Source organism: Mycoplasmopsis primatum ATCC 25948, assembly GCF_000702785.1.
GTDB classification, from domain to species: Bacteria; Bacillota_I; Bacilli_A; order Mycoplasmatales; family Metamycoplasmataceae; genus Mycoplasmopsis; species Mycoplasmopsis primatum.
In genome coordinates this window covers 1-5646 of the sequence record NZ_JNJV01000041.1, presented here as the reverse complement: position 1 = coordinate 5646, position 5646 = coordinate 1, and the positions used below count along the sequence as shown (strand labels likewise).

The window sequence follows — 5646 nt, the reverse complement described above, 5'->3', positions numbered from 1 at the left end:
TAGATAAAGAAGTAGTTGAGAGAGAAAATGCTGAAATTAATTAGAAAGGCATACCAACTTATAGAAGCATAACCAAAAATTAGGCTCAAAATTGTAAAATTTTAAGCCTTTTTATTCTTGTATATATTTTAAATTTATAAATTTATGTATAATAGTTTTATGTTTAATAAATACACATTACATATATATATATATATATATATATATATATTAGTAAATTTAAATAATAAGTTCTCATATAAGAGATTTTTTAATGTGTCTAATCCAAAATATTTTTAATATTTTGGTTTTTTTATTAAACTATTAAATTTTTGCCTTTTATAAATACGGAGGAAGCCTTATGGCGATAGAAACTAAAGTTATTAATACAAGTATGTATGGAGTATTTACACAACAAGAAATAATTGACCATTATAGTTGTTTTGGCTGACAAACTATAAGTGTTACCGACACCAGAGTAACTATGAATAGAGATAATAATTTAAATAATTATATGGAATTAGTTACTCTTGGAAAAGAATATGAAGCTCGTTCAAATAGAGCTGATTTAGCTTGAAAAGCAAGCATAATCAATGTTAAAATATTAATTATTTTGTTGCTTTTATTCATTGTGGGTGGAGTATTTTATATACTTAATAAAAAGAAATGAAGAAAAATTTATAGAAGAGAATCAAATGCTATGCTTGATGCAGTTGAAAAAGCTAGAACTCTATACTATGCCAATAATTAATGCTTAATTTATATAACTGCAAAGTAATACTACTTTGTGTGCGACCTTAGATGGTTGCACTTTTTATTTAATGTGATAAAAAGCTAAAATAAAAATTCGTGATTATGAATTAGGTTATGCGATATATATCTTTATAGTTGTACAGTCATCATTAAATTCATATTTATAATTTGAATCTCTTAAAAATTCTTCAATGTAGGCTTTTATAGTTCCAGTGCCTTTACCAATAATAACTAATATGTGATTATATTCTAATTCTAGATTGTCTTTGGCATTAGCAATTGCAAATTGAATTTCTGCTATTGCTTCATAAATATTTAACCCATGCAAGTCAATGACATTTGATTCTATTTCGTCATAATCAATTATTTTTTTATAGTTTCTCTTATTTTTTCTACTCATAATTTTCTTTCTGGCAATTAGGGCAATAATAAGTCATTCTTTGTGCTAAAACGGTTTGCTCGATTTCTTTGCCACATACTACACATGGTTTATTAGTTTTTAAATGAACTTTTAAAAAGTTTTGAAATTGGCCTTCAACAGCGTTCAGTGATGAATAATCGTTAATTGTGGAACCACCTAATTCAGTAGACTTATCCAGTATTTGCTTAGCATTATTTATTATTTCTTTTCATTTTAATAATGGTATTCTATTGACTTTTGTCCAAGGGCTGATTTTTGATGCAAAAAGAATTTCATTAGCATATATATTGCCTATACCTAAGATATAAGACTGGTCTAATAAAAAAGACTTTACTGGTATTGATTTTTTTCTAATTGATTGATGTAACTCATCAATATTAATATCTTCAAGATTCTTACCTAGTTTATTCAATGGAGCTGTTGTAAACAAGTCATTATTGTTTTTAATATGAAAAGTACCAAATTGACGAGTATCATTATAAAACAGTTTAATTTGATTATCGAGAGTAAAAATTATATGGTCATGTTGTCTATTTACACCTATATTTTCTTGCGTAAAATATTTGCCCGACATTCTTAAATGGCTTATTAAATTTTTATTATTAGTTAACTTAAAAACTATATTTTTGCCTACATTATAAATGTCTAAAATTTTTTCTCCAATTAAATAGTTACAAAACTCTTGCATAGAAGCATTTTTAATTAATTTATCTAATAAAACAACAACATTAGTAAATGTTGTATTAAGAATTTTGCTTTTTAATGCTTTAACAACTGTTCTAACTTCTGGCAATTCAGGCATTTATTTTTTGTCCTTTTTAATCAATTTAAACATGCTTGTTTTGTATATTTCAACACCTGGTTGATTAAAAGGATTAACTTCTAATAGATATGCACTAATTGCTAACGCTCTTTCAAAGAACTGGAATAAATAACCTAATGTAAATTCATCACTTTTATTTAATTCAATTGTTATGTTAGGAATATTGCCTACTTTTGAATGAGCTTCCAATGTGCCTTTAAATGCTGAAAGGTTAATACTATGCACACTTTTACCATCTAAATAGTTTAATTTATCTATATCTTCTTTTTCCTCTTTTAATAAAAGATCATATAAAGGTTCATTGATAGTTAATACTGTTTCAAAAAGTATTTTTTTGCCGTCCTGAACCATTTGCCCGATAGAGTGTAAATCAGTAGAATAGATAGCGCTAATAGGCCATAAACCTTTGTTGTCTTTGCCTTCGCTCTCAGCAAATAATTGTTTTCACCATTCAGCAAAAAAAGCTAATTTAGGCTCATAGCTTGTCATTAATTCAATGCTATAGTCTTTGCTTAAAATGTGTCTAGTAGTAGCATAGCGATATGCATCATTTTCTAATAGGCTTTTATTATTAGCTTCTTTATTAGCGAGTTGAGCTCCTTTTAATAATGCATCTGTATCAATTCCTGCACAAATAAAAGGAAATAAACCAACAGGACTAAGCACGCTAAAGCGTCCCCCAACGTTATCGGGAATAATTAATTTTTCATATCCTTTAGTATTAGCTAAATCAAAAAGAACTCCTTTTTTAGCATCAGTTGTAGCAACTATTAGACTTTTAGCGTTTTGAACTCCAATTTTTGATTCTAATAATTTTCTAAATTCTCTAAATGCTATAGATGGCTCTAATGTGGTCCCACTTTTTGAAATTACGTTGATAGCAAAATTTTTATTTTCAACATATTTTAGTTGTGCGACAAGTTGTTCACTACTTAGTGAATTTCCGGCAAAAATTAATTCCATTGATGGTTTGTTAATTCCATATTGATCAAATATAAATTCATAGCCAGCTTTAGCACCAAGGTAGCTTCCACCAATGCCAATTACAACTAGCACTTCAATGTTTTTTAATTTTCAATTTTTGGCAATTTCCTTCATTTTTAGCATTTCAGTATCGTCTATTTTATTAGGCAAGTTTATTCAACCTAACCAATCTTTTTCAATAACGTTTCCAGAAATAATATTATCGTGAATCTTATTTACTTTTTCTTGATATTGAATTATCTCTTCATCTTTAATAGCATAGTTAGTATTTAATTTAATAGGTTTCATATTTTCTCCTTTTATAATTCGAATGGATTAATTTTATCTAAATAACATTCATAAATTCAACTTCAGTAAATAAATGCTATAAAAGAACCTAATGATATAGCACTATTGTCTAAGATTGAAAGAACACAAAACGGTGTTGAAACAACGTTGGTTAATGTTTCAATAAGTCCATTGTCAGAACTTTGTCTAAATTGGCTTAATTTTGAAATATTATAATCTTCAAGTCCATCGTTACTATTAAGCTCATCGCTTAATTGGTAATCTAATTTTTCATTTAAAAATTGGCAATATGTTATATATAAGCTTTTATTATTATCTAAAATAAATTGACCATATGTATAAATTGTATTTGGATACGAAGTGTAATAACTAAAAACATTCTTTTTTTTATAATAGTAATTTGACATATTCATCCATAAAACAAGCGAATTATTTAAAATATTATCGTTGGATGTAAGCATGTGATAGCGTAAATTTTTACTTAGAACACTCCTTACATATGCGTATTGAAAAGCAATATTTTCATCTATTTTTTCCGATGAAAAGAATTGATATGCAGAACCATAGCCCTCAACAATACCTAATAAATCACATCCTTTTAAAAGCAATAAAAATAAGTTACTTTCAGCAAAGAAAGAATAATTAGTTGTTAAAATATTAGGCATTATAATTTTATTTTTTTCTTCAATATCTAAAAAGTTTAGTTGCTTTTCGAGTACTTGTTTAGAGATAAGAAAACATTTTTCCAAGGCACGATAGTAGCCAAAATGAATTTGGATTTTATTCATAATTAATTTAATAAATTCAACAAATGGTTCATTATATTTAGATTGTCCAATAAAAAGAAAAGCTGTTGTAGGTTGGTATAGAATACTATTTTTAATTTGAATATATTTCTTCTGCCATTGCTCAGGTTCGTCATTACTTATAAAATTATATTTGATTTTGTATTCTTTTAGTATGTCATTGCTATTTAAAAAACCACTAGCGATGTTAAAATTTTGTATGTCGTTATTTGTACAAAAAATAACAATATCAGTAATTTTTTGATTGTTAATTAAATTACTAAAATTAGTTAATTCATTTAAATTCAATTGCGAAAAATTTAATGCTAAGTCATTAAATCCAAAGTATTCAAAACCTTGTACGTTTTTGGTTCTAATATCATTTAAGAGATTAATTGCCCTATTATTCAAACTTTCATTTTTGAAATCGGGTGAATAATTAATGAATTTAAGATCTAAACGTTCCATTATTTATTGTCGCCTTTATAATTGTCAATTTGTTTTTGTACGTTTTTATGTAATTTGTTAAAACCGTGCTTTGTTTCTTTAATACCATTTTTAAATGGCGCTCTTGAAAATCTTGGATGGTTACCTTTAAAATTTCCTATGCCAGTTTGTGTATCTATATCTACTGATTCAACAATAAAATTAATTTTTTGATCTATTTCAAAGATAGATTCTAATTTCATTTTTTTAAAATCAGTTACTAAACTTGAAGGAATAAAAAATTTCATATTGTTAAAAGTTCACACCACTATACCGTATGTGTTAATATTTTTAACTAAACCATTTAGAATGTCACCCGTTTTAATCATATTTTTAATTATATATTTAATGGAACATTTTATAAATATTTAATTACTATAAACGATAGCATTTTGTGTATAAAAAATACGCTAATTAAAGCGTATCGTTATATTTCATTATTTATTTGTTAATTCATAATCTTTAAAAAAGTCTAATAGATCGCTGATTTCATACATAAAATTAGACTTATTAGCAATAATATTATTAAAATCCTGGTATTCTTTGGGCTCAAAATTAATTTGATTATTGAGTTTTTTAATATCACTTGCTCCAATAAAATAATATTCGCTATCATCAGTATCCACATAACATACTAAAAATGTATATCTGTAATTATTGTTGATTAATCCATTATTTAATTTATCTTTATTTTTTAAATACTGTTTATAACCATTATTTATGATGTTTTGAGTTTTTGCAGGATCATAGTCAGATTTTAAATTTTTTACTTCAATGTATAAATAATAGATAATATTATTTATATTTATTTTAAAAATGAAATCAGGATATGAGGATTTAATATCATACAACGTGTCGAAATATTCTAATTTTAAACCACCAAAAACAGGATTTTTGCTATATATTTTTATTTTGTTATTTAAATCATTATATTTAGGTCTTAAAAGTGTCTCTTTTACTTTTTGTATAAATTTAGTTTCTGTTTGAGAGTCAAAATAATGATCAGACCCTTTAACATCTTTATATGCATAATTATCGATTTCATTTAATTTAACTTTATTATTTTTTTCACTTTTTTCATCAACAAAAGTTTCATTAAGCTTAGGCAAATTCTTGCTTGTTTTTAA

General features: G+C 25.4%; 6 protein-coding genes and 1 pseudogene. 1 reads left to right on the top strand and 6 read right to left on the bottom strand.

Annotated elements, in window-relative coordinates:
• Positions 1-340: 340 nt before the first annotated feature.
• Positions 341-730 (top strand): hypothetical protein, encoded by a 390-nt coding sequence (locus T386_RS0103920; protein ID WP_029513826.1) that lies wholly within the window; start codon positions 341-343, stop codon positions 728-730.
• Between the two features lie 114 nt (positions 731-844).
• On the opposite strand, the gene T386_RS0103915 is transcribed toward T386_RS0103920, so the two are convergent.
• The 6 genes and pseudogenes from T386_RS0103915 to T386_RS04635 all read right to left on the bottom strand — a co-directional run.
• Positions 845-1132: a Smr/MutS family protein gene (locus T386_RS0103915; RefSeq protein WP_029513825.1), complete on the bottom strand. Its 288-nt coding sequence runs from the start codon at positions 1130-1132 to the stop codon at positions 845-847.
• A complete protein-coding gene (gene mutM, locus T386_RS0103910; protein ID WP_029513824.1) occupies positions 1125-1955 on the bottom strand; it encodes a DNA-formamidopyrimidine glycosylase in 831 nt (276 codons plus the stop codon). Before mutM ends, T386_RS0103915 begins: the two co-directional genes overlap by 8 nt.
• The gene (locus T386_RS0103905) at positions 1956-3248 is read right to left on the bottom strand and encodes a glucose-6-phosphate isomerase (RefSeq protein ID WP_029513823.1); all 1293 of its coding nucleotides are present in this window, start codon (positions 3246-3248) and stop codon (positions 1956-1958) included.
• A gap of 11 nt (positions 3249-3259) precedes the next feature.
• Positions 3260-4501, bottom strand: coding sequence for a hypothetical protein (locus T386_RS0103900; RefSeq protein ID WP_029513822.1), 1242 nt, complete (start codon positions 4499-4501; stop codon positions 3260-3262).
• Positions 4501-4848 carry a S1 RNA-binding domain-containing protein gene (locus tag T386_RS0103895; RefSeq protein WP_029513821.1) on the bottom strand — a complete coding sequence of 116 codons (348 nt, stop codon included), beginning with the start codon at positions 4846-4848 and terminating at the stop codon, positions 4501-4503. The genes T386_RS0103900 and T386_RS0103895 overlap by 1 nt, the downstream gene beginning before the upstream one ends.
• Positions 4849-4956: 108 nt before the next feature.
• Positions 4957-5646 (bottom strand): annotated as a pseudogene (locus tag T386_RS04635) (DEAD/DEAH box helicase family protein); the annotation flags it as partial.